Annotated in this window: 22 protein-coding genes; 14 read left to right on the forward strand and 8 right to left on the reverse strand. The window is 37.2% G+C overall.

The features are described 5' to 3' along the window. Positions 1 to 5 precede the first annotated feature (5 nt). The gene (locus tag ACFIJ9_RS06555; RefSeq protein ID WP_012755038.1) at positions 6 to 428 is read right to left on the reverse strand and encodes an HIT family protein; all 423 of its coding nucleotides are present in this window, start codon (positions 426 to 428) and stop codon (positions 6 to 8) included. Positions 429 to 562: 134 nt separating this feature from the next. After that, a complete protein-coding gene (locus ACFIJ9_RS06560) occupies positions 563 to 1024 on the reverse strand; it encodes a RidA family protein (RefSeq protein ID WP_375607219.1) in 462 nt (153 codons plus the stop codon). A gap of 145 nt (positions 1025 to 1169) precedes the next feature. Between ACFIJ9_RS06560 and ACFIJ9_RS06565 the strand changes: the two genes are divergently transcribed. The 14 genes from ACFIJ9_RS06565 (at position 1170) to lpxB (ending at position 15274) form a co-directional block, all read left to right on the forward strand. Continuing rightward, positions 1170 to 2006, forward strand: coding sequence for a cell envelope integrity EipB family protein (locus ACFIJ9_RS06565; RefSeq protein WP_375636258.1), 837 nt, complete (start codon positions 1170 to 1172; stop codon positions 2004 to 2006). A 167-nt stretch (positions 2007 to 2173) separates the two neighbouring features. Next, complete coding sequence (rpsB, locus tag ACFIJ9_RS06570) at positions 2174 to 2953, forward strand: 30S ribosomal protein S2 (RefSeq protein WP_012755041.1); 780 nt, start codon at positions 2174 to 2176, stop codon at positions 2951 to 2953. 102 nt (positions 2954 to 3055) lie between these two features. Next, positions 3056 to 3979 carry a translation elongation factor Ts gene (gene tsf / locus ACFIJ9_RS06575; protein ID WP_375636260.1) on the forward strand — a complete coding sequence of 308 codons (924 nt, stop codon included), beginning with the start codon at positions 3056 to 3058 and terminating at the stop codon, positions 3977 to 3979. A gap of 157 nt (positions 3980 to 4136) precedes the next feature. Beyond that, the gene (pyrH, locus tag ACFIJ9_RS06580; protein WP_375636262.1) at positions 4137 to 4856 is read left to right on the forward strand and encodes a UMP kinase; all 720 of its coding nucleotides are present in this window, start codon (positions 4137 to 4139) and stop codon (positions 4854 to 4856) included. A 37-nt stretch (positions 4857 to 4893) separates the two neighbouring features. After that, positions 4894 to 5454, forward strand: a complete 561-nt coding sequence (gene frr / locus ACFIJ9_RS06585; RefSeq protein ID WP_375636264.1) for a ribosome recycling factor — start codon at positions 4894 to 4896, stop codon at positions 5452 to 5454. Positions 5455 to 5553: 99 nt separating this feature from the next. After that, positions 5554 to 5697 (forward strand): hypothetical protein, encoded by a 144-nt coding sequence (locus ACFIJ9_RS06590; protein WP_375636266.1) that lies wholly within the window; start codon positions 5554 to 5556, stop codon positions 5695 to 5697. Between the two features lie 503 nt (positions 5698 to 6200). Then, entirely contained in the window at positions 6201 to 7016 is an 816-nt protein-coding gene (locus tag ACFIJ9_RS06595) for a phosphatidate cytidylyltransferase (protein ID WP_375636267.1), read from the forward strand. A 15-nt stretch (positions 7017 to 7031) separates the two neighbouring features. Further along, positions 7032 to 8180, forward strand: a complete 1149-nt coding sequence (locus ACFIJ9_RS06600; protein WP_375636269.1) for an RIP metalloprotease — start codon at positions 7032 to 7034, stop codon at positions 8178 to 8180. Between the two features lie 203 nt (positions 8181 to 8383). Further along, positions 8384 to 10780, forward strand: coding sequence for an outer membrane protein assembly factor BamA (bamA, locus tag ACFIJ9_RS06605; RefSeq protein ID WP_375636271.1), 2397 nt, complete (start codon positions 8384 to 8386; stop codon positions 10778 to 10780). 65 nt (positions 10781 to 10845) lie between these two features. Continuing rightward, entirely contained in the window at positions 10846 to 11892 is a 1047-nt protein-coding gene (gene lpxD / locus ACFIJ9_RS06610) for a UDP-3-O-(3-hydroxymyristoyl)glucosamine N-acyltransferase (protein WP_375636272.1), read from the forward strand. A 1-nt stretch (position 11893) separates the two neighbouring features. Then, positions 11894 to 12361 carry a 3-hydroxyacyl-ACP dehydratase FabZ gene (fabZ, locus tag ACFIJ9_RS06615; protein WP_375626256.1) on the forward strand — a complete coding sequence of 156 codons (468 nt, stop codon included), beginning with the start codon at positions 11894 to 11896 and terminating at the stop codon, positions 12359 to 12361. Between the two features lie 24 nt (positions 12362 to 12385). After that, positions 12386 to 13210 (forward strand): acyl-ACP--UDP-N-acetylglucosamine O-acyltransferase, encoded by an 825-nt coding sequence (lpxA, locus tag ACFIJ9_RS06620; RefSeq protein WP_375636274.1) that lies wholly within the window; start codon positions 12386 to 12388, stop codon positions 13208 to 13210. A 2-nt stretch (positions 13211 to 13212) separates the two neighbouring features. Continuing rightward, a complete protein-coding gene (locus ACFIJ9_RS06625) occupies positions 13213 to 14085 on the forward strand; it encodes an LpxI family protein (protein ID WP_375636276.1) in 873 nt (290 codons plus the stop codon). Next, positions 14078 to 15274, forward strand: coding sequence for a lipid-A-disaccharide synthase (gene lpxB, locus ACFIJ9_RS06630; protein WP_375636278.1), 1197 nt, complete (start codon positions 14078 to 14080; stop codon positions 15272 to 15274). Before ACFIJ9_RS06625 ends, lpxB begins: the two co-directional genes overlap by 8 nt. Before the next feature lie 20 nt (positions 15275 to 15294). Here lpxB and ACFIJ9_RS06635 read toward each other — a convergent pair whose 3' ends face one another. The 6 genes from ACFIJ9_RS06635 to gltA all read right to left on the reverse strand — a co-directional run bounded on the left by ACFIJ9_RS06635 (position 15295) and on the right by gltA (position 21676). Continuing rightward, positions 15295 to 16068 (reverse strand): amino acid ABC transporter ATP-binding protein, encoded by a 774-nt coding sequence (locus tag ACFIJ9_RS06635; protein ID WP_375636280.1) that lies wholly within the window; start codon positions 16066 to 16068, stop codon positions 15295 to 15297. A gap of 78 nt (positions 16069 to 16146) precedes the next feature. Then, entirely contained in the window at positions 16147 to 16854 is a 708-nt protein-coding gene (locus ACFIJ9_RS06640) for an ABC transporter permease (protein ID WP_375636281.1), read from the reverse strand. Then, complete coding sequence (locus tag ACFIJ9_RS06645) at positions 16851 to 17573, reverse strand: ABC transporter permease (RefSeq protein ID WP_375636283.1); 723 nt, start codon at positions 17571 to 17573, stop codon at positions 16851 to 16853. Before ACFIJ9_RS06645 ends, ACFIJ9_RS06640 begins: the two co-directional genes overlap by 4 nt. Positions 17574 to 17652: 79 nt before the next feature. Continuing rightward, the gene (locus ACFIJ9_RS06650) at positions 17653 to 18405 is read right to left on the reverse strand and encodes a transporter substrate-binding domain-containing protein (protein ID WP_012755056.1); all 753 of its coding nucleotides are present in this window, start codon (positions 18403 to 18405) and stop codon (positions 17653 to 17655) included. 493 nt (positions 18406 to 18898) lie between these two features. Continuing rightward, on the reverse strand, positions 18899 to 19651 hold the full coding sequence (locus tag ACFIJ9_RS06655) for a transporter substrate-binding domain-containing protein (RefSeq protein WP_012755057.1): 753 nt from the start codon (positions 19649 to 19651) through the stop codon (positions 18899 to 18901). Between the two features lie 729 nt (positions 19652 to 20380). Then, the gene (gene gltA / locus ACFIJ9_RS06660; protein WP_375636285.1) at positions 20381 to 21676 is read right to left on the reverse strand and encodes a citrate synthase; all 1296 of its coding nucleotides are present in this window, start codon (positions 21674 to 21676) and stop codon (positions 20381 to 20383) included. Positions 21677 to 21790: the final 114 nt, after the last annotated feature.

Raw genomic sequence — 21790 nt, forward strand, 5'->3', positions numbered from 1 at the left:
GTGTGTTATAAGGCTGCACGGATTTTCTTTGCATTCTCTTCAAGTATTTCTGTAGGCGTTATTATATTATTATGAGGGGTAAGTTCTATTCCCTCCATACGTGGTATAATATGGAAATGGAGGTGATAAACGGTTTGTTGACTAGCTGCTTCATTAAATTGCATGACAGTTATGCCATCTGCTTGAAAGGCTTTTTTGACGGCATTTGCAATTTTTTGAACAGCTTTAATAACAGGAAATAATGTTTCAGTATCTGCATCAAGTAAGTTTCTAGAGCCTTTTTTAGGAATGACCAGCGTATGACCTGGTGCCTGTGGCATGATATCCATAAATCCAATAACATCATCATCTTCGTAGACACGAACAGAAGGGATTTCATTGCGAATCAATTTAGCAAAAATATTGTTATTATCATAAGCTTGTTTCATACAAATATTTCCTTTTATTGTAAGTTTAAGATTTTAATTAAAAACGAAAAAATACAAATTTTATCAGAGTGTAAGACAAAGAAGTATTTTGACTTTAGTTATATTTAGGATGGTGCACTGTATTATATAAAGGCTTAGATTTCTATGATGGCTTCAACTTCTACAGGAACATCCATAGGAAGAGAGGCAACACCAATAGCAGAACGGGCGTGTTTTCCAATTTCACCAAGAATATTGACGAATAAATTAGAAGCTCCATTGGCAACAAAAGGAATATCGGTAAAATGAGAATCTACAGCCACAAAAACAGTAATTTTTACCACACGTTTTATTTTATTTAAGTCACCCAGAGTTGCCTTGAGTTGAGCGAGAATATTGAGAGCGCAAGCTTCGGATGCTTTTTGGGCTTGTTCGGTATTCACAGTTGCACCAACTTTACCGATGGCTATTGGTTTTCCATTAATAAGAGGGAGTTGTCCAGAAATAAAGAGTTGATTGCCACTTTGTGAAGTGGTGATGTAATTGGCAAGGGGGGAGATTACTTCAGGAAGAGTGATTCCGAATTTCTCTAAGTTTTTTTCAATCATATTGGTCATAATTTAAACTCCATAGCTGCTCTATAATACATTCATTGTATAATCTATTTTTTGATTTAAGGAAATGTGTGGTTAATTGAGAAATTAGCCTTTTTTGCCTTATTGTATGATGTTATGCAACGGGGATAAAGTTTGGAATTTGGGAATGATTAGATCATTATTTATAATAATTTTATATATTGTTTTTTTATGTACAGCGAGAGCTGAAGAGCCTATTTTTATTGTGCCTCATCGAGCAATTTATGATTTTCATCTCGATAGCGTTTCTCATGACATGACAATTTCTGCGATGTCAGGGCGAATGGTTTACGAGCTTACTGGTTCGGCATGCCAAGGCTATAGCACACGTTTTCGTTTTATTAGTCGTGTTCACATTGAAGATATGCCGGTACGTTTAACGGATCAACAGACGACGAGTTATGAAACAGGAGATAGCCGTACATTTCGTTTTAATATTACAGATCAAGAGGGAGAAGAGGTTGCGCATCGTGCTGAGGGGGTCGCGGAGCGTACTCAAGATGGTATTACAGTTACCTTAAAAAAGCCAAAGGAAAAAGAGTATAAGCTTGCAATGGCTGAATTTCCAATGATGCAACTAAAAAATATTATCCGCCATGCAAAAGCAGGGCATCATTTTTACAATGCTACTGTATTTGATGGGACAAATAAAGCAGATAAAGTTATAAAAGAAAGTATCATCATAGGGGAAAAGAAGGCGCTTTTATCTGATAGCAAAACGGAAAAAGTGAGAAAATTGGATGAAGACGAATATTGGCCTGTTACAATTTCTTATTTTGATGATGGAGAAAATAAAGATGGTTTGCCGGTTTATCGTAGCAGTTTTCTCTTAAATGAGAATGGTATCATGCGTGATCTTCATATAGATTATGGAACTTTTTCAGTGCGTGCAAAATTGAACAGTCTCGAATTCTTGGAACTTGGAAAAGATCTTAATCAATGTGAAAATGCAAATATTAAATGATTAAAGAAAATGACTTGAAAAAGAATCAAATATTAGTATGTTTGCGCTATTCCACACGCGGAGTTTGGGTGTTTGCAAATAATTTGTGAGAAAATTCTAGCAAGCATCCGCCGGTAGTAGGTTTTCCTGCTTTTTCCGCGGAGGTTGAACCGGAAAGGATAAGATTTATGGCACTACCCGATTTTACTATGCACCAGCTTTTAGAAGCAGGTGTTCATTTTGGTCACCAGACTCATCGTTGGAATCCCAAAATGACTCCCTATATTTATGGTCAGCGTAATAATATCCATATTATTGACCTTGCTCAGACCGTTCCGCTTTTACACCAAGCGCTTAAACTTGTTTCAGATACTGTTGCGCGTGGTGGTCGTATTCTCTTTGTTGGTACGAAACGGCAAGCATCTGACATTATCGCTGATGCGGCGAATCGTTCTGCCCAGTATTACGTTAATGCACGCTGGCTTGGCGGCATGCTCACAAACTGGAAAACGATTTCCAATTCGATACATCGTTTGCGAAAGCTTGACAAAATTCTTGCTGCTGAGGCGCAAGGTTTTACCAAAAAAGAACGTTTAAATCTTGAACGTGACCGTGAAAAGCTTAATCGTGCGCTTGGTGGTATTAAAGATATGGGATCTGTTCCAGATCTTATATTTGTCATCGATACGAATAAAGAAAATATTGCCCTTCAGGAAGCAAAACGTTTAGGCATTCCTGTTATTGCTATTATTGATACAAATTGCGATCCTGATGATGTAACGCATCCGATACCAGGTAATGATGATGCTTCACGTGCAATTTCTCTTTATTGCGATCTTTTTGCTCGTGCCGCCCTTGATGGTATTGCACGCCAGCAAGGAGCAATGGGTATCGATTTAGGAGCTCAAGTTGATGCGCCTGTGGAGCCTATTTTGGAAGAAAATGCGGTTGCAGAAGTTTCTGAATAATATAAAACGCCTAATTAAGGTACTTTTATTGTCTAAAGAAGAAGTTATAGGCGTGCAGAGGGGTTTTGCACGCTTTCACTATTACAAAATAAAGAGGCAAATATGAGCATTACTGCTGCACAAGTAAAAGAACTTCGAGAACTATCTGGCGCTGGTATGATGGACTGTAAAGCCGCTCTAGCTGAAACCAGTGGTGATATGGAAGCTGCTGTTGATTGGCTTCGTAAAAAAGGAATAGCTAAAGCAGATAAAAAGGCCGGTCGTACAGCGGCTGAAGGATTAATCGGAGTCGTATCAAAAGATTTAAATGCGGTTTTGGTTGAGATTAATTCTGAAACAGATTTTGTTGCACGCAATGCCGGATTCCAAGATATCGTGCGCAATGTAGCAACTGCTGCTTTAGATACGCCAGGTGATGTTGAATCTGTTTCTGTTTCTCTTTATCCAGGTTCTGAGAAGACTGTAGAGCTTACGATTAAAGATGCAATTGGTACAATTGGCGAAAATATGACATTTCGTCGTTCCGCTAAATTGTCTGTTGAGAATGGTGTTGTTGCGACTTATATACACAATAGTGTAGCTGATGGTCTTGGTAAGCTTGGTGTTTTGGTTGCGATTGAAACAACAGGAAATAAAGGGGCTGCTCTTGCTTTTGGTCGGCAGGTTGCGATGCATATTGCAGCAACCAATCCCTTAGCGCTTACAGCACAAGATGTTGATGCTGCTGCTGTTGAACGTGAAAAAGCAATTTTTTCAGATCAAGCACGTCAGTCTGGAAAGCCTGAAAATATCATTGAAAAAATGGTAGAAGGACGTATGCGTAAGTTTTTTGAAGAGGTTGTTTTGCTTTCTCAAGCTTTCGTTATGAATCCTGATATGACTGTTGAGGCAGCTTTAAAGGATGCTGAAAAATCAATTGGCGCACCAGCAAAAATTACAGGCTTTATTCGTTTTGCATTGGGTGAAGGTGTGGAAAAAGAGGAGTCTGATTTTGCTGCAGAGGTTGCTGCTGCTGTAAAAGGCTAGTTATTGCAAACTCTTGATCAGAGATTTAAAATCATATCGTTGGTTGTAGAATCTCTGATGGGAGCAATGTAATTGTTGAGAGGGCGTCACGTGAAAAAAGTGGTGCCCTTCGTGATGTCAAAAGCAAAAAGTCAATGTGCTTTTGGGGAGATTATTAATGGCATTAGCACTTCCGTATAAACGTATTCTTTTAAAGGCTTCTGGTGAAGCTCTTATGGGGGGGCAGAGTTTTGGCATTGATGTTTCTGTTGTAGACCGTATTGCCGCTGATATTGCAGAAGTGCGCACAATGGGGGTAGAAGTTGCGGTTGTTATCGGTGGGGGAAATATTTTTCGTGGCGTTGCTGTTGCTTCGCGTGGTGGGGACCGAGTGACAGGGGATCATATGGGAATGCTTGCAACTGCTATTAACTCTTTAGCATTGCGAACATCTTTGACAAAATTAGGGGTTGAAACTGTTGTACTCTCTGCGATTGCTATGCCACAAATTTGTGAAAGTTTCTCGCAACGTAAAGCAATAGCTTATATGAATCAGGGAAAAGTTGTTATTTTTGCGGGTGGTACAGGAAACCCATTTTTTACCACTGATTCTGCTGCTACTTTACGTGCAGCAGAGATTGGTGCGGATGTCCTTCTTAAAGGAACACAAGTTGATGGTATTTATTCAGCAGATCCAAAGATAGACCCTACGGCTAAGCGTTTTGACCAATTAACACATGTTGAAGTTTTACAATGGGGGTTATCTGTTATGGATTCAACGGCGGTCACTTTAGCACGTGAGAACAATGTACCGATTATTGTGTATTCCATTCATGAAAAAGGCGGTTTGGCTAAGGTCTTGAATGGAACAGGACGCTTTACAATAGTATCGGAATAAGGGTAAGCTTCAAAGGACAATTGAAGGAGACAGAAATATGAATGTTACATCAATTATGGATGATCTGAAACGTCGCATGGATGGTGCTATTGCGGCTTTTAAACATGAATTAGGTGGTTTGCGGACTGGACGTGCATCGGCCAGTTTATTAGAACCGTTGACCGTTGAATCTTATGGTTCTGTTGTGCACATAAATCAGGTTGCTAATATTTCTGTTCCCGAACCTCGGATGCTTTCTGTTTCTGTATGGGATAAAACGATGGTAGGAGCTGTAGAGCGCGCTATTCGCGATTCTGGTCTTGGTTTAAATCCCATAACTGATGGTACGAATTTACGTATTCCTTTGCCTGAGTTGAATGAAGAGCGCCGTAAAGAACTTGTAAAAATTGCACATCACTATGCAGAGCAAGCGCGTGTTGCTACACGTCATGTTCGTCGGGATGGTATGGACAATTTGAAAAAGTTAGAAAAAGATGGTGAAATTGGACAAGATGAAGCCCATAGTTTGTCTGAAAAAGTTCAAAAACTCACAGATGAAACGATTGCTGATATTGATAAAATTTTAGCCGTAAAAGAATCTGAAATTATGCACGTTTAAGACGGTTTTGTCGCTAGAGAAAGATGTTATACTTCCAGCCTGTAAATTGTTTCTATGGATAATAGTAGGAAGTAGAGTGCTCTGTGATAGCAAGGTGTGATGCAGGAAGGTATTTTATCGTTTTATCATCTTGATATGGGAGGGATTGATTTGAAAGGGCAGATGTTTTTATTTTTTAATCTGCATGGTAAATCAAGCTCTTTGCAGGAAGACACTATTGAGCAGCATGGTGAGGGCTTTTAGTTTAGCATGTCTTTGTTAAACTACATAATGAAAGTATTATTAGAAATTATTCAAATATTCTAAGATGAGGGTTGGGGAAAGAATATAACGCAAAAAATAAGCCTAACCTTTCTCTTATTTTCCCATTATAAAACATGTGAGTATAATCGATCAAGCAGATGTTATGTGGCGTAATTCGTTTTTCAATGACGAATAGTTGATAGAGAAGTGTTGTTATACGAAAGCTATATTAGTTAATTCATATGGGAGATAGATAGCTGCTTTTTCATTTTATATTTGAGAAAATATTAAAAAAAATATTTTAGGATTAATCCTGACGGAGATTTTTGAAGTTGGTTTCATTGATTATTGGTCTCAAAAGCGCTATCTTTGTAGACTGAATTATTTATGATAAATTATAAGAGAAATTTATACAAGTATGAAATAAAAATACTGCGTAGGGAAGTTTTTCTTGCGTCAATTTTAGAGCTTGTATTTTCTATTTTTATTGTTTGGATGTTGTTTTGTCTAATTTGGTTTATCGTGTTCTGACAGCTTTTGTGTTTGGCGTTATTGCGTTGTATCTAACATGGTTGGGAGGAATCTTCTTTTTTTTATTTGTATGGTGTATTGGCGGTTTTGTTCTTTATGAGTGGATGAGTATTACTAAAGAGAAATGGTGTATTTTACAAAAAATATTAGCAAGTACCTTTTATTTGATCTTTGGCTTTTTTTTAGTGTTGAGTGTATCTGCTTCATTGATTTTTTGTGTTTTAATCGTTTTGGCTGCGGTGTTGGCTATTATATCTATAAAAAAGAGTGGTTGGGTTTTTTGTGGTTTTTTATATGCATCTTTTCCTGTTGTTGCTTTATGCTTTCTACGGGATCATGAAATGTTGGGGTTCCAAGTTGTTATTTTCTTATTTACGATAGTGTGGGGAACAGATATTGGTGGGTATTTTATCGGACGTGCATTAGGGGGACCTAAATTAGCACCACAATTTTCTCCTAATAAAACATGGTCAGGAGCACTTGGTGGTACATTTGTCGGAGTTTTCGGTGGTATATGGGTTTCTTTTGGATTTTTTGATATAAATTTAGCAAGTTTTTTTGTGCCACTTCTTACACTTGTTTTGTCAATTGTTTCACAATTGAGTGATTTAGGGCAATCATGGCTCAAAAGACGGTTTTCTGTTAAAGATTCTAGTTCTTTATTGCCTGGACATGGTGGTTTTATGGATCGTATAGATGGATTGGTAGGGGCAGCTTTTCTTCTTTATTTAATTGGTTCATTTATGTCTGATATGGATGCACCTTTTAATCTTTTTAGTATGATCTAATTGGGAGAAGGTAGTTTGGGACTTTTAAATTATATCGTCACTATGGGTGATTTTCTTTTAAGAAGTTTGAGTATTCTTTTCATCATTATGATTATCATTTTTGTGCACGAATTTGGGCATTATCTCATTGGTCGGTGGTGTGGTATTAAGGCGTTAGTTTTTTCGCTTGGATTTGGGCCAGAAATAGCGAGTTATACAGATAAGCATGGCACGAAGTGGCGCTTAGCACTTATCCCCGTAGGAGGGTATGTAAAGTTTGTTGGGGATGAGGAAAAAATCGATATGGTATCATCCCAATCATCTCTGATTGTTGATGGTTCATTTGCTAGTGCGCATGCTTGGAAAAAAGCAGCAACTGTTTTTGCCGGTCCTTTTTTCAATGCCCTTTTTACTGTTGTTATTCTAACATTTTTTTTCTTTATCTATGGTCGTGTAGCCATTGAGCCCGTTGTTGGTTCTTTGGTAAAAGATAGCCCTGCTCTTCAGTCCGGTTTGGAGTTAGGTGATCGTTTTGTTGAAATGGATGGACGACGGGTTGAAAGTTTTGAAGATTTGATGAATTATGTAGCTTTTCACGGAAGAGAACCCATAGAGTTTAAAATAGAACGCATGGGGCGATTCTTTACAACGGTGATTACCCCGGAAATCGTTGAGCGAGATGATGGATTTGGTAATCGAACACGAAGTGCTATGATAGGTGTAGGTGTTCCTATTGATTTAAATAATCCTGCACATTTAGATCCAACTTATATAAAACATATTCGCTATGGTTTTGTAACAGCTGTAAGAGAAGCGTCAGATCGTACTGTGTTTATCGTCACTCAAACCGTTCTTTTTATGAGTCGTTTAATAGGAGGAAAAGAGGACCGTTGTCGGCTAAGTGGACCTTCTAAAACCGTTAAAATTGCTTGGAAAGTGAGCGAGACAGGTTTTGTTTCTTTGTTGAATTTGGCAGCTTTTCTTTCAATAAGTGTTGGGCTTATTAACCTTTTTCCGATTCTACCGCTTGATGGTGGGCATCTTTTATTGCATGTCATTGAGGTCATTACTAGGAGGAAAATATCTGCTAAAATTCAGGGAATTATTTTTCGTTTAGGTTTTTCCATTCTTCTCCTTTTTATGATCTTTGTCTTTTTTAATGATTATTTTTGTTGGTTTAGCTAATTAAATTATGGAAAACGCTTTATAAATTGAGTAATAATAGCGAAAACAAATTGAAGGTTGTTTACCATGTCTGCAAAATGTTGTGGCGTCGTACATTATAATGAGTAATTAAGGAATGAAAAGTCTCGCTGTAAAAAGGTTGTTATGGCAGTTAGCTTTTTAAGGCATCATGTCCAAGGAACAAGAGTAAGGTAAAAAAGCCAATGACTACAAATTCAAAGTTTTTAAATGCAGCATCTGTATTGGTGTTAAAGATGGGGATGATTGCCCCAGCAACGGTTTTTATGTCAATTGCTGCGGTTGGAGAAATGCAAGCGTCTGTAGTCCGTTCTATTGAGGTTCGTGGGAATAAGTTTGTAAGTTCTCAGGCGATTCGAGACAATATGGGGATTAAGGCTGGACAAGGGGTTTCCAGTGCTGATGTTGATAATGCTGTGAAGAATCTTTTCGAATTGGGTTTATTTTATGATGTTAAAATAAATCCGGTAGGTGATAAATTGGTTGTATTCGTAAAAGAATATGAGGTTGTCAATCAGATATTGTTTCAGGGAAATAAATCTTTTAAAGACCCAGATCTTAAGCGGTTTATTTCTTTAAAACCGAATGAGCCTTTTAATTCTGCTAAGCTTTCTGCTGATATAAATACAATTCGTGAAGCTTATAAAACTCTTGGTCGTAATAATATCACTGTCAACGTTCAAACGATTAACCTTGGAAAAGGGCGGGTTAATGTAGTATTTAATGTTGTTGAAGGGCAAAAAACAAAGATTGGTGATATCACTTTTAAGGGGAATAGTGTCTTTGGAAGTCGTCGTTTGCGTGATGTGATTTCAACAAAAACTTCAGGAATTTTTTCGAAGTTATTGGGAGGTGATGTTTACAGTGAAGAGCGTCTCGCTGCTGATGAAGAAGCTTTACGTCGCTTTTATTATAATCGTGGTTATGCAGATTTTCGTGTAGTCTCTTCTAAAGCGACTTTTGATGCAGCAAGCAATACATATAAAATTTCTTTCGTTCTTGATGAGGGTGTGCGCTATAAAATTAGTGATATTCAGGTTGAAAGTGATGTTGATGGAATTGACGTTCAATCTGTGAAAAGGGTGCTTAAAACCCAGCCAGGTGATGTTTATAGCGCAGAAGATATTGAACAGTCTGTTGCAATTATTAATAATAAGGTTGCTGATTCGGGATATGCTTTTGCTAAAGTTGAGCCGCGGGGAAATCGTAATTTAGCAAATCATACAATTTCAATTTTATATAATATTGAACAGGGTACACGTGCTTATATTCAGCGTATTGATATACGTGGCAATGAGAAAACGCGTGATTACGTCATTCGCCGTGAGATTGATTTAAACGAAGGGGATGCTTACAATCAAACTTTATTACAGCGGGCAAAACGTCGTCTAGAAAGTTTAGGTTTCTTCAAAGCCGTTAATATTTCAATGGTGCCCACAGATCAATCTGACCAAGTTATTTTGGTAATAGATGTCGTTGAAGCTTCAACAGGAGATCTCTCTCTTTCTGGAGGATATACAACAGGGGGAACAAGTCCTGGTATGTCACTTGAAGTTTCTGTTACCGAACGTAATCTTGGGGGACGTGGTCAATATGTTCGTTTAGGATTAGGTGCGGGGCAAGAAAAATCTCGTAATTATAATTTATCATTTGTTGATCCTTATTTCTTAGGGTATCGTTTATCTGCTGGCGTTGATGTTTTTCGTAGTACTTACCGTGCTGATAAGGCCTATGATGTACGACAGACAGGTGGATCGCTACGGTTTTCATTACCTATTAATAATCAATTATCTGCTAATGTAGCTTATTCTTATGTACAGGAAGAATATGATTTTGGCGGAGAGTACGATTTTGACAAAGAGAGTGACGTAATAGAATTATATGGGAAATATTCTGGTGCGATTGTTCAAGCTGCAAAACAAAGCCCTTGGAAACGTTCATCAATTAGTTATGGTTTCACCTATAATACGATTGATGATATGAGATCCCCCCATGATGGATGGTACGTGCATCTTCTTCAGGAATATGCAGGGCTTGGTGGAAGTGCAAAGTTCTTGAAGACCACGGGTAAGGCGATGATGTACAAGACTCTTTCTGACCAGAAGGATATTGTTGGTTTGCTTTCCTTTGGGGGTGGTTATATCCACGGAATGGGCCGAGATGGTGTTCGTATTTTCGATATGTTTAAAGCGAATACTGATATGATTCGAGGGTTCAAATATAATGGAATAGGTCCGCGTCAGGTTTCCAGTAAGGGTGAGGTTTATTTCTTGGGGGGAACAACATATATGAATGCGACTGCTGAAGTACAGTTTCCTATCCCTGTTGTGCCTGAAGGGTTCGGGTTGCGCGGTGCTTTATTTGCGGATATTGCCACGCTTTATGGCAATAATTATAAAGCCGTTTTTAAGGGTGAACCGTCTGTTACCAATACCAAAAGTGCTTGGCGTTCATCTGCAGGTGTGAGTTTGATGTGGGATTCTCCGTTTGGTCCTTTGCGTTTTGATTATGCTTGGCCAATAACGAAGCAGGAAGGTGATCGTTTGCAACAATTGAATTTTGGTATTTCTACGAAGTTCTGATTTGAGTGATTTTAAGAAGGAAAAACTTGAAGAGAATAGCTTAAGCTGGGAGAGAAAGTGTTTTGATGGCGGATACATTTTTTTTTACGCCGTCCCGGCAATTGACAGTTGCAAATGTTGCTGAGTTGACGGGTGCAAAGCTTCTTAATCCAGAGTTTTCTCATAAAGTTATCAATACTCTTTCTTCACTTGAGAGTGCTGTGGAAGGTTCTCTTGTTTTTGTAGAGCATCGGAAGTTTTCTGATGCTTTACTGGACAGTTCCGCTGTTGCTGTTTTTTGTACGAATGAGATTGTTTTTAAAGTTCCCGAAACTATGGCAATTTTGGTAACATCCACACCACAGCGTGACTTTGCTCAGATTGGTCGTATTTTGTTTCCAGATTCTGTCAAGCCAATGCCTTGGTTAGGATCGAAGGGGATTTCATCGCATGCGCATATTCATCCAACGGCTAAGTTGGCACATGATGTGTGTATTGAAGCGGGAGCTGTTATTGGTAGAAATGTTGAGATTGGTGCAGGAACTCTCATTTCATCCACAGCTGTTATCGGTGAAAATTGCCGTATTGGATGTGACTGCTATATTGCTCCTAAGGTAACAGTTCAGTGTTCTATAATAGGTGATAAGGTTCAGCTTTATCCTGGTGTTTGTATTGGGCAAGATGGTTTTGGTTATGTTGGGGGCGTTTCTGGAATCGAGAAAATTCCACAGCTTGGTCGCGTTATTATTGAGGATGGTGTAGAAGTTGGTGCGAACACGACAATTGATCGTGGGACATTTCAAGATACTGTTATTGGTGAAGGAAGCAAGATTGATAATCTTGTACAAATTGCCCACAATGTAAAAATTGGCCGCTATTGTCTTATTGCTGCTCAATGTGGCATTGCGGGAAGTACATCGATAGGGGATATGTCTCAGCTTGGCGGGGGTGTTGGAGTAGCCGATCACATCATAATAGGTAAATGTGTTCAGATTGCTGCTCGTAGTGGTGTTATGAATGACATTCCGGATGGCGAAAAATGGGGAGGTAGTCCAGCGCGACCATTTAAACAATGGTTTCGTGAAGTAGCGACGTTGCGCAGTATGGGAAAAGTTAAAAAGGAGAAACGCTGATATGATCAGCAGTGAAAAGACTAAAAACTTAGAGGCTGTCGATATTGAAAAACTATTATCAATATTACCGCACCGTTATCCGTTTTTATTAATCGATCGTATAGTTGATATTGATGGTGAACAAGGAGCTATTGGTATTAAAAATATAACGATTAATGAGCCGCATTTTACGGGACATTTTCCCGCAAAGCCTGTTATGCCTGGAGTTTTGATTTTAGAAGCTATGGCACAAACGGCAGGAGCAATAGCACTTTTAAATTTAGGCAATAAGCAAACAAATTTAGTTTACCTTATGACGGTTGATAATGCGAAATTTCGTAAGCCGGTTATGCCTGGTGATCAGCTCAAGATTCATGTTCAGCTTTTGAAAAAAAGATCTGGTATGAGACGTTTTTCGTGCGTTGCAAAAGTAGAAGATGTCCGCGTCGCTGAAGCAGAAATTGCTGCGATGATTGTCGAAGAAGAATAAACGATATTTGATGGGAATTTAAAAATGTCCGGTACAAAAATCCATCCAACTGCTCTTGTGGAGAAGGGAGCGCAGCTTGGTGAGAATGTACAAGTTGGACCGTTTTGTCATATTAGTTCAGATGCTGTTATTGGTGATGGATGCAGTTTGATGAGTCATGTTGTGATAATGGGGAAGACAACGTTAGGAGCCAAGAGTAAAGTATTTTCTCATGCAGTTTTGGGGGGAGATCCGCAAAATAATAAACATAAGGGAGAGGCTACGACTCTTTCGATTGGTAAAAACTGTACGATTCGTGAAGGCGTAACAATGCATAGGGGTTCCGATTCGAGTGTAGGAATGACAGTTGTTGGTGATAATTGCCAATTTTTTTGTTATGCGCATATCGCTCATGATTGTCATGTAGGGAATCATGTAACATTCGCAAATAATGCGATGATAGCTGGTCATGTTATTATTGGTGATTATGTGATTATTGGTGGGGGTGCTGCTGTGCATCAATTTGTTCGTGTTGGGCATCATGCATTTATTGGTGGTGTATCGGCATTGGTTGGTGATCTCATTCCCTATGGAACAGCTGTTGGGGTACAGGCAAAACTTGCTGGCCTCAATATTATTGGCATGAAGCGTGCAGGACTTGAGCGTCAAGATATTCATGCACTCCGTCATGCGGTTGCCATGCTTTTTGATCATAGCAAACCATTTAAAGAGCGTGTCAGTGATGTTGCTTCTTTCTATTCTTCTTCTCAGTCTGTTCTTGATATAGTTAATTTTATTAAGGAAGAAGGAAAACGTTTTTATTGTACACCAAAATTTGAAGGTGATAGAATAAAAGAATATAAGGATTAAAAATGCCTATTTGGGGAGCCAGAGGTTTTCTTTCCGGCCGTACTGCTATTATAGCAGGAAATGGTGTTCTGCCGATTACTGTTGCGCAGGCTCTTGAGAAGAATGGAGAGAATCCTTTTCTTGTGCTTTTGCGTGGTGAGGCAGATTCTGTTCTTTCTCGCTATGAGCATTGCGAGCTATCAATTGTAGAGTTAGCGCGACTCATTAAAATCTTAAAAGAGGCTAGAGTTTATAATGTTGTTTTGGCAGGTGGTGTGAAAAAGCGCCCACTTCTTAAGCAATTGCGACTGGACTGGACAACATTTTTAGCTCTTCCTAAGTTAATCGGAGCTTTGAAGAGAGGGGATGATGCGTTATTAAAAGCTTTTATACGGATTATTGAAACGTATGGTTTTCGTGTTGTTGGTGCTCACGAGATAGTCGCAGATCTTTTAGCTCCTATAGAGTTTGATTTAACAGTGCGGCGTGCTACGCAAAAAGAGAAAAAAGATATTTTTTTAGCAGCAGAAGCAGCAAAGCTTTTAGGTCAATTAGATATCGGGCAAGCCGTTGTTGTTGTCCAAGGAAGGGTGGTTGCACTGGAGGGCGCTGAGGGAACTGATAATATGTTATGGCGTGTTTGTGAAATGCGAGAAAGAGGGCAAATTCCCCTTAAAGGTGGCGTTCTTGTAAAATGTGCAAAACCACAACAGGATAATCGCGTTGATTTACCATCAATTGGGCCCGCGACAATAATGAATATTGCAAAAAGTGGTTTATCTGGTGTTGCAGTGGAGGCAAATAGAAGTCTAATATTATCGGTGAAAACAACAATAGAAAAAGCCAATAAATATTCTCTATTTATAGAGACATTTGAAAAGTTTGCTCATGAATAATTGTTTCTTAAAGATTGCTGTGGTTTCAGGGGAGGAATCTGGTGATTTACTTGCGTCCGATTTAATTTCTTGTTTATCACAACAAACAGGATGCAATATTCATTTGATTGGTGTTGGGGGGAGGCATTTAAAGGCATTAGGTTTAAAAAGCTTTTTTGATTCCCATGATATTGCTTTAATAGGTTTAAAGGAGGTGTTGAAAAAACTACCATTATTGTTGCTACATATTCGCAATTTATCCAAATTTATTGCACAAGAACAACCTGATTGCCTCATTATTATTGATAGTCCTGATTTCACGCATCGTGTTGCAAAAAAGGTGCGCGTTTTAGCGCCTTCTATTCCTATCATTAAATATGTTGCACCAACCGTTTGGGCATGGCGTCCAGAGCGCGCTAAAGCTATGCGCAAGTTTGTTGACCATGTTTTAGCGGTTTTTCCTTTTGAAGAAAAGATTATGCAAGATTTGGGTGGTCCTCCCACGACTTATGTTGGACATCGTCTTTTGACATATCCTCCCCTTTTGATAGTTCAGTCAGAAAAAAAATGCCAATTAGAACAAAGAAATTTGAGCGATACACAAACATCATCGCCTACATTAGTTATTTTGCCAGGATCACGCAATTTAGAAATTCGTTCTTTAATGCCTATTTTTCGAGAAACAGTAGAGATTCTTGTACAACGGATTCCTCATTTACGTATTATTTTACCAACATTACCACGTTTAGCGGATAAAATTCGTGATTTTGTACAAGGCTGGAAAAGCAAAGTGGAAATTATAGTTGGTGAAGATGCAAAATGGCGTGCTTTTGCACAAGCAGATGTTGCACTTGCAGCATCTGGAACGGTTTCACTTGAATTAGCATTAGCTAAAATTCCAACAGTCCTTTGCTATAAACTTGATCGTTTTTCTAAATTCTTTATTTTCCCTAAAATAATTTTATGGAGTGCAGCTCTTCCCAATATTATTTCTGATAAGCCTATTGTACCGGAATATTTTGATGAATTTTTACGCCCAGGTATGTTAGCAAGACAAGTAGAACAACTTTTGTTTAATCCTTTAATACGACAGGCACAACTCGATGCCTTTGAGATGGTAGAACAGAAAATGAAAACTGAAGTACCATCGGGGGTTGTTAGCGCACAAATAATTATCACTCTTTTAAAAAGCAGGAATAAAATTGTATAAATAAAGCAATATGTTAATGATTAATATTTAATTTTAGCAAGAAAATTACAAGCACGTTGGCTTTTAGGATTAGTAAAAAATTCTTCAGAGGCTGTATCTTCAACAATTTTTCCATTTTCTAGAAAGAGTATTCTTTCTGAGACTTTACGTGCGAAGCCCATTTCATGGGTAACACAAAGCATTGCGATCCCTGTATCGGCCAATCGAGCCATCACGTCTAAAACTTCTCCCACACTTTCTGGATCAAGAGCAGAGGTTGGTTCATCAAAAAGCATGACTTCAGGTTCCATACAAAGTGCACGGGCAATTGCAACACGTTGCTGTTGCCCACCAGAAAGTTGTAAAGGATATTTTTCACAGTGTTTTTCAATACCAACATGCGTTAAGTAGCGAATTGCCCGTTCTTGTGCTTGTTGTTTGGAAAGTCCTTGAACTGTCATAGGTGCTAAAATACAATTTTGTATAACGCTCATGTGGGGAAATAAATTAAAGTTCTGAAAGACCATTCCTATCTTACGAAGAACATTTTTTTGCTGTTGTATAGGAGCGGTATGGATATCAACATTATGGATACAGATTGAACCCTTTTGTGCTTGTTCTAATTGATTAATACAACGGATTAACGTTGATTTTCCTGATCCCGATGGTCCACAAATAACGATATGTTCACCAGCTTGAACATTAAAGTTGATATCATGTAGGACCTGAAAGTTTCCATACCATTTATTTAGATTTCGAATAGAGATCACAGGGTTTTTACAGGGAGAGATCGATTTATTATTTTTCAAATTCATCTTATTTTATTCTTTCATTGATGAATAACTTGATTAATTCAACATTTTTGTTTGTAAAGTTTTTTATGATCATTTTATTTACCGTAAATATCGAGTGAGGCGCTGTTCGATAAAAACAATAAAACGATGAATGAGTTCAACGATAAAGAGATAGATAAGAGCAGCCCAAACGTAAACTTGAAAATCGAAAGTCCGTGAATAAGTGAGTTTAGCAACCCCCATTAAATCATAAACAGTAATAAGTGAGGCAAGAGCACTGGATTTAATCATTAAAGTCAACTCATTTCCTAGGGGGCGTAATGCTACAATCATTGCTTGTGGAAGAATAACTCTAAAAAATGTGACAGAGTTGCTTAGACCTAAAGCTTTTGATGCTTCACGTTGCCCAGTTGTTACGGATAGAAAACTTCCTTTAAAGATCTCAGATTGATAGGCAGCAGAATTGAGAGTAAAAATAAAAAGACAACAATACCACGCGTTTTTAAAAAACCACCACAAACCAACCTGCTGCCAGAAGTCATTCATTGAACCAAGTCCATAATAAAAAAGGAAGAGTTGAACTAATAAAGGAGAGCCACGGAAAAAATAGACATAAGCATTTGCACAATACTGTAAAAATGTATTTTTTGATAAACGTGCAAAAGCGATAAGCATACCAAGAAAAAAACCAAGAGAACAAGAAATAGAAACAAGCTCAACAGTAACAATAAAGCCATTAATAAATTTTGGTCCATAATGGCTTAAAAGATCAGGATTGAAAAGGAAATAAAGCCACTCAGGAATCATTGACGTAGCACCTTTTTATCGCCTATTTGAGTGTATGTTTCCAAATGGCGTAAGATTGCAGTAAAAACCGCTGAAAATAACAAATAGAGTAAGCATGCTACAAGATAAAATAGCATGGGTTTATTGGTAGCAGCGACAGCTAAGTTCGTTTGTCGCATGAGGTCAACAAGTGCGATGGTTGAAACAAGGGATGTATCTTTCAGTAAAGTAAGCCAATTATTAGAAAGTCCTGGCAAGGCATTTCGGATGAGCTGAGGGAAGACAATACGAAAAAATGTGGTTGACCGTGAAAGGCCTAAAGCTTTAGCCGCTTCATATTGGCCTTTATCAAAAATATTAAATGCTCCAAGCCAAACTTCACAAGAAAAAGCTGCAAGAACCATACTAAGCGCAAGAACACCAGCAACAAAAGCATTGATACTGAACATGATTTCAAAATTAAAATAGTCCAAGACATTTTGAATAAGGCTTTGTAACCCGTAGTAAACTAAAAACAAAGTTAAAAGCTCTGGTAGTCCACGAAATACCGTTGAAAAGAGGCGTGCCATCGCTTTGGCCATCTTAATATTGGATCGAATCATCACTGCATTTAGAAGACCTAGAGGAAGTCCTAGAAGTCCACAACATAATGCCAATGACAATGTCATTCCTGCACTAGAAAGTATAACCGCTCCCCATCCACCATTGCTAAATGATAGCAATGCTAAATTTTCAATCATTCTTGTGTTCCTCATGAAAGAGTTAGATAATATTTTTTAGAAATAACTAGCGGGTTTTATTTAAACATCATATTGATATTTAATAGATATCACTTGTAAAATATTTTCTCATAATTTTCTCATAAGTTCCATCTAAACGGATTTCTTTTAGCGCCTTATTGAACTTATTTTTAAGATCATTATTATTTTGACGCAGTGCAATTGCAACAGGAAATTTTGTTTCTTCTAGAGTTCCTAGGAGGAGACAGCAATCTTTTCCTTCATTTTTAAGCCAATTTAATGCTTGTAATTTATCAACAATAATCACATCGAGTCGATGATTTAAAAGGTCACGATTCACTTCTATTGTGGAAGGGTAGAGTTTAATTTTCACCTCTTCAGAAGCATAATGATCTTCTGCATAGAAAGCTTGTGTTGTATTTGATTGTACACCAAGATTTTTACCTCTAAAGTCTTGTGTTGAGATTTCTTTAATTCCCGAAGCTTTGGTAACAATAACAGCCAGTGCTGTATCGTAGTAAGGATCTGTGAAGTCAATTTTTTGTAAGCGCTCTTGTGTAAGAGAGAGGGAGGCAATGATAGCATCATATTTTTTTGCAATAAGTCCAGGAATCATTCCCTCGAAGTCTTGTGTGACAACAGTACACTCAACATTCATTTTTTTACAAAGTGCATAAGATATATCAATATCAAGTCCCTGCAATTTATTATTTGAGTCAATATAACTAAAGGGAGGGTAGGTGCCTTCACTCGCAATTTTTAATGTTTTCGCATCAGCCAATTGGGTGAATAGTGCGGCGCTTATTATAAGAGCTCCTGCTAATAGTTTCATGATGTTCTCCTATTGGATAAGCGGGCAAATATGAAATCACTATGTTTTTATAATCTGTAAGCTTTTTGGGAGCAATTCAAAAATTTATTGATGTTTATTTTAGATCATTATGTTGGACATTATTATCAAAAAAATTATCTTTTTTATTGATAAAAAAAGAATAAATATCTTATTGCTTGTATGATAGGTTAATTTTCACGAAATGATAGATTTGAATCATTTCATGAGTAAAAACTAAGGATTTTTCTTGAAAGTAAGGCTATTCAATTTGAACATAAAGAAAAAATTAGATTTTGATACGATAAAAATACAACCTTATTGTTGTCATTATATTCTATAAAATGTTTAGATATCGAGGAACAATTAAAAACTATTTTGATAAATGTAAATTTTCTTATAAAACTGCCGAATTTCCAATTATCTTTGCATGTCCAATAAAGAGTTAAAAAATACTCCTTAAATATAAAAACTGAATTTTAATTCATAGTGATATCTAATCGATATTGAAAGTAAAATATTTTTTCATAATTTTTTCATAGGTTCCATCGGCGCGGATTTCTTCTATTGCTTTATTAAAACTGTTTTTAAGATCGTTATTATTTTGACGGAGTGCAATTGCAACAGGAAATTTTGTTTCTTCTAGAGTTCCTAGGAGGATACAGCAATCTTTTCCTTCATTTTCAAGCCAATTTAATGCTTTTAATTTATCAAAGATAATGATATCAAGCCGATGGCTTAAAAGATCACGATTAGCTTCTATTGCTGTAGGATAAAGTTTGATATTCACTCTTTCAGAGGCATAATGATCTTCCGCATATGCAGCTTGTGTTGTATTCGATTGTACTCCAAGATTTTTACCTCTAAAGTTTTGTGTTGAGATTTCTTTAATTCCCGAATTTTTGGTAACGATAACAGCGAGTACAGTATTGTAGTAAGGATCTGTAAAATCAATTTTTTGTAAGCGCTCTTTTGTAGGAGAAAGGGAAGAAACGATAGCATCGTATTTTTTGGCAAGAAGACCAGGAATCATCCCCTCGAAGTCTTGTGTGACAATAGTACATTCAACATTCATTTTTTTACAAAGCGCATAAGATATATCAATATCAAACCCTTGAAGTTCGTTATTTGAGTCAATATAACTAAATGGCGGATAAGAGGCATCGCTTGCAATTTTCAGCGTTTGAGAATTGGCCGATAGGGTAAACAGTGTTGCGCTTATTATAAGAGCTCCTGCTAATAATTTCATTATGTTCTCCTATTAGATAAGCTGGCAAATATGAAACCATCATGCATTTTTATAATCTGTAAGCTCTTTTGGAGCAATGTAAAAAATTTATCTGGGTTCATTTTGCTATCATTATGCTGGATATCATTATCAAAAAAAATGATTTATTCTTATTAAGTATGGGGATAAAAAATATAGGAAAGAAGTACACCTCTTGTTGATTATATGATGATTTTTAATAATTTTATTTAAAAATCAATAAGTTATATTTAAAAGGAAAACTATTAACTTAAATACAAAGAAAATTTCAGCTCTGAACAGGATAAAATGTAAAGTATTTTTATTCTAATCTACTTGAAAAGGGATAAGAATTTTTTGGCATTTTAAAGAAGCACTTAATGTAAGCCTTTTGCAATTTTATCTGGAGAAGATAGAAAGTAAAATTCTGACATTGCTAGATTTTAATATGTAATAAGGTTTTTAAACATGAGGGAATGACAGGGAATACACTTCCATTAAAGATAATGGGAATTATAAGGTAAAATTTTCAATTTCTTTTTGCTAAATGTTTGGCTAATTTGCAGAAGAGTATTCTCAATTTAAAACTTAGAATTTTTTAGTAAATTTTTATGATGATGTTACCTCTGTAAAAAGAGTTTTAAAATCACGTTTTATAAAAATTCTTAAAGGATATTTTTGGATTATTCTCAATAAAGCTTCAGTAAACTGAAGCTTTATTGATTTCTTTTTTTAATTTGCACGTTCATCTATAGGAACATAGTCACGCATAGCATGGCCTGTGTAGAGTTGTCGAGGACGACCAATTTTTTGTGCAGGGTCCTCAATCATTTCTTTCCATTGTGCTACCCACCCGACACTGCGCGCCAATGCAAAAAGAACAGTAAACATTTCAGTTGGAAAACCTAGAGCTTTTAATGTAATGCCGGAATAGAAATCAACATTGGGATAAAGCTTTTTCTCAATAAAATATTCATCACTTAAGGCAATTTTTTCAAGTTCTATTGCAATATCAAGAAGCGGGTCATCTTGAATGTTGAGTTCTTTTAAAACTTCATGACAGGTTTTTTGCATGATTTTTGCACGTGGGTCATAATTTTTATAGACACGGTGCCCAAAGCCCATAAGGCGGAAAGGATCATTTTTATCTTTTGCACGTGCAATAAATTCAGGAATTCTTTCAATAGAACCTATTTCTTGTAGCATTTTTAAACATGCTTCATTGGCACCACCATGTGCTGGTCCCCAAAGGCATGCAACACCTGCTGCAATACAGGCAAACGGATTAGCACCCGAGGATCCAGCAAGACGTACCGTAGATGTAGAAGCATTTTGTTCATGATCTGCATGAAGGATAAAGATTTGATCCATCGCCCGAGCAAGCACAGGGTTTGTTTTATATTCTTCACAAGGAACAGCAAAGCACATACGGAGGAAATTTGCAGCATAACTAAGATCATTACGTGGATAAACAAATGCTTGTCCGATACTGTATTTATAGGCCATAGCAGCAAGCGTTGGAACTTTTGAGATAAGACGAACAGAAGCAATCATTCTCTGGTGAGGATCTGTAATATCAATAGAGTCGTGATAGAACGCAGACATAGCGCCAAGGCAGGCAACCATGACGGCCATAGGATGAGAATCACGGCGGAAGCCATGGAAGAAGCGTGCAAACTGTTCGTGTACCATGGTATGCTGCATAATACATCGATCAAATTCATTTTTTTCTTGCTGTGTTGGGAGTTCACCATAAAGTAAAAGATAACAACTTTCGAGAAAGTCTCCTTTTTCAGCTAATTGATCAATAGGATAACCACGATAAAGCAATATGCCTTTATCACCGTCGATATAAGTAATTTTTGATTCACAAGAAGCTGTTGAAGTAAAACCAGGATCATAAGTAAAAATATCGGCTTTTTTGTAGAGAGAAGCAATTTCAATGACTTCAGGTCCACTCGTGCCTTTACGCAAGGGAAGCTCTACTTTTTTATCATTCACAATAATATATGCGTTATTCTCAGACATTCGGTATTCCTTTCAGATCCTTCACTGCTAAAAATTAAGACTCTGCTTCATCAGAGTGGGGGATGTATAACTGAAGCTTTTCTTACTTATATTTAATGGTAGATTGCCTCTAAA

It is taken from the genome of Bartonella sp. MR90HLJMH, from assembly GCF_042194115.1.
GTDB lineage: Bacteria > Pseudomonadota > Alphaproteobacteria > Rhizobiales > Rhizobiaceae > Bartonella > Bartonella grahamii.